This window comes from Faecalibacterium tardum (genome assembly GCF_040096515.1).
GTDB lineage: Bacteria > Bacillota > Clostridia > Oscillospirales > Ruminococcaceae > Faecalibacterium > Faecalibacterium tardum.
Genome location: NZ_JBBMEO010000072.1, coordinates 1 through 3044 on the forward strand (window position 1 = coordinate 1; position 3044 = coordinate 3044).

Annotated in this window: 6 protein-coding genes; all 6 read right to left on the reverse strand. The window is 51.1% G+C overall.

Annotated elements, in window-relative coordinates:
• Positions 1-198 precede the first annotated feature (198 nt).
• Positions 199-585 (reverse strand): DUF2500 domain-containing protein, encoded by a 387-nt coding sequence (locus tag WMO44_RS14550; protein WP_015565177.1) that lies wholly within the window; start codon positions 583-585, stop codon positions 199-201.
• Position 586: 1 nt separating this feature from the next.
• Positions 587-934 carry a DUF6054 family protein gene (locus tag WMO44_RS14555; RefSeq protein ID WP_158401851.1) on the reverse strand — a complete coding sequence of 116 codons (348 nt, stop codon included), beginning with the start codon at positions 932-934 and terminating at the stop codon, positions 587-589.
• 173 nt (positions 935-1107) lie between these two features.
• Positions 1108-1311: a transposon-transfer assisting family protein gene (locus WMO44_RS14560; RefSeq protein WP_158401852.1), complete on the reverse strand. Its 204-nt coding sequence runs from the start codon at positions 1309-1311 to the stop codon at positions 1108-1110.
• Positions 1301-1816 carry a YodL domain-containing protein gene (locus WMO44_RS14565; RefSeq protein WP_158401853.1) on the reverse strand — a complete coding sequence of 172 codons (516 nt, stop codon included), beginning with the start codon at positions 1814-1816 and terminating at the stop codon, positions 1301-1303. Before WMO44_RS14565 ends, WMO44_RS14560 begins: the two co-directional genes overlap by 11 nt.
• Positions 1817-1824: 8 nt before the next feature.
• Positions 1825-2712 carry an LPD16 domain-containing protein gene (locus WMO44_RS14570; RefSeq protein ID WP_349153006.1) on the reverse strand — a complete coding sequence of 296 codons (888 nt, stop codon included), beginning with the start codon at positions 2710-2712 and terminating at the stop codon, positions 1825-1827.
• Positions 2712-3011, reverse strand: coding sequence for a hypothetical protein (locus WMO44_RS14575; RefSeq protein ID WP_349153007.1), 300 nt, complete (start codon positions 3009-3011; stop codon positions 2712-2714). Before WMO44_RS14575 ends, WMO44_RS14570 begins: the two co-directional genes overlap by 1 nt.
• Positions 3012-3044 lie beyond the last annotated feature (33 nt).

Below are 3044 nucleotides of genomic sequence, written 5' to 3' on the forward strand. Positions count from 1 at the left end.
AGAAGCGTAGATTTTCCACTTCCATTTTCGCCAACAAAGAACGTAATGGGCTTATGGAATGTAAAAGTGTCGATTCCGCTGATGGCAGGAATCTGACGAACATAATTGTATGGGCGAACTCTGTTCCAGTCGATGGTCAGCCCTTGGATAAATAGATCGTTCATACAGCACTCCTTACTATATAATGTAGGAGAACGATTAGTTCCGCTCAAACCCAAGATAGCGGGTGCCCTGAAAACTCAGCTTTCCAATGTCGCCCTCCACAAGCATTCCGTAGTCCGAACCATCTACTTCAAGTTCCATGCGGTCGCCGCTTTCCACCTGAAAAGTCACATAGTATGACGTGAACGTGCTGGTGTCGTATCCGTGCGCACCGGACACATCTCCGGCATTGGCACTACTGGAATGCGAAACATCGGTACGCTTTGCCACCACCGTTGCCGGAACGGTAAGCCGCGGCGAGTGGTTGTTTTTATTCCATGTGCGGAGATTTGAAATTAGGGCAAAGAAAAACATTCCCATAAAAAGCAGGAACAGGATTGGGAAAATGAAGCTGAATATAGCGTCAAACCATCCAAAAAACATTTTACTCCTCCAAAATTTCTTCCAGCAGTTTCTTTACGTCATCCAGAAAAGATTCTTCTCCAATGGTATTGATTTTGAAGAAGACCGCTTGACTGCCGCCTGCGGTAATTGCAGACAGCCGAATCGGGTTATCTCCATTCTGGAACATGGTCAGCGTCAGACTCAGGCGGTTGCCGCCCATCATGCTGTACCGTTCAAACACCCGGACACTGCACCGGGCATCGCCCTCTTTGAAATCACTGCCTGCCTCTAAATCTGCCGACCAACTGCTGTCCGGGATTTCTTGTTCCAGTTTCCGAAGCAGCTTGTCAAAATTCTTGTTTCGGATGGTCTTTTCAAAGATTGCCATAATGGTTCCTCCGTTCTGACAATTAAAAATCGGTCCCTTATTTTTGATACGAGCAGAGCCACAGGAAAATTGCGGAGAAATCGCTTGAAGAGAGGAATTTTGTCTAATTTGATTATAGCATATCTTTTGGAAGAACAAAATACTTTATGTACGCCGCCCGCAGGCGGCAAAAATCAGTCCGGGGGAAATTCCAGTTCAGCAAACTCCGCATCGGTCAGCAGTTTCGACTTTTCGATAACACCCTCCGACAGTTCCCGCAGGGCAGTTTCATCGGGCATCAGGTAGCACTGCATCAGTCGCAACTCGTGGATAAGCCCCAGCCGGGTGCCGGAGTTGTAGAGCATCATCAGGGTCAATTCTTCGTGATTAAAGTTCATGGCTGTTCCTCGCTTTCCGGCAGACGGTAGGATTGCACTCCGGGGCATCGCACTTTTCCTTAAGAGTTTGCAAAACTGAGGTGCGCTCCGGCTTTTTATCCAGAAACCCCGGCAGTTCCTTGAAGCCGATGCTGTCCACATAATGCACAGATACATCGCCGTTGCGTTTGAGTGCGATCACATCGCTGACCGACAGGCTGTGCCCCTCAAAATCCTGCGGGCGGGAGAGGTTGAACACCTGAAACAGTTCTTCCAAAACCTCATTGTTCGGAGCATCCTGCCACATGGCAGGCAGATCAGCATAGTAAGTGACCTCGTAATGTTCCGGGTCTGGCGTTTTGCCCCGATGATGCAGTTCCCGCATAGAAGCAAATCTTTCATCGAAGATTTTTTCGTCATGCCGCAGCTGCATCACCATATAAACATCGCACCCTGCGTTCAGAAACTTCTGCGGGATGTCCGTCATGGGTTCGCCGTCAAAATTCTGGTTCCATTTTTGCTGCATCGTCCACCTCACAGTTCCGGTGCAGAATGTGCAGACGATTTCGGCGCAGACGTATCGTTTGCCAGTTCTGCCAGCTTTTCCAGTGTGGAAGGGCGGTGGTCTGCACTCAGTTCCTCGGCCTCCGCAACTTTATCCATAACGGCATCGTAGTCCCGTAGCAGCCGCCGACCCTTTTCCATGTGGTGCGCTTCCAAAATCTGCTCACGGGCTTCCTGAATGGTCAATTCCGGGGCATCCAGCTGCCCACCGTCCATCACGGAATAATCGCTGTGGTAAAAGGTGTAGTCCCAGCCATCCTCACAGGACTGGATAGCAAGATAGCCCTTGCCGCCCAGTTCCCATGCAGCCTGCTCGTCCTGTGTCTGGATTTCCGGGTAGAAGTCTGCATGGTTCCGCTCCATGACCTCGGTAAACTGGCAGATGTGGAACACATTGCCCAGACCGCCCATGTCAAAGTGGTAATCATCCAGATGTTCCAGCCGTGCCGTAAAGCTGCGCCCATCCGGGTAATCCACCTGAATCACGCCGCCATCGGGAATGCGGTAGAGGTCGTCATAGTGGCTGTTGATGAGACGAATATCCTTCGGCAGCGTTTCCGGCTCCCAGATGCGCCGCTTGCCGATGCCCGCCTGAGGGATATTTTCGAGGATCTTTACGCTTTCCTGTTGGATGACCTTGCGGTCATCGTCCGAAAGTTCAAACAGATACCAGTTCCGAGCGGCTGGGATGGAGTTCCGTCTATCGGGCGGCAGGTTCTTTTCGGAGATCTGCCCGCTTTCCAGCGGCTCTCCAGTTACCTTGTTGTAGGTGGCAAAGCCGACCCCTGCGCCGTTTTCCCGGAGGTGCAGATAGCGTTCATCGTTGATAAGGTAGACCGCTTCTTTTTTCTGTTCCATCAGCACCCACCTTCAAATTCCAGACTGAACTTGCTGCGGCCATCGGCTTCACAGGACAGCAGCACGGTGGCGTTATAGGTCTTGCCCTTGGCACTCTTGCAGTCCTTCAGCCGAACCCGGCCATCCCGCAGCAGCTTGTCTGCCACATGGTAATCCAGACGCTTGCCCAGACGCTTAAAGAACGCATTGTCCTTCCACAGCACGAAACGGCACTCCCGGTTCTCGCAGAACCAGCCTTTTTCACGCTCCACAACGTTTGCACCGCAGTTCGGACAGACACCAATGATTTTGTTTTTCATAAGCGCATTTACTCCTTTTTTCATTTCCGTATT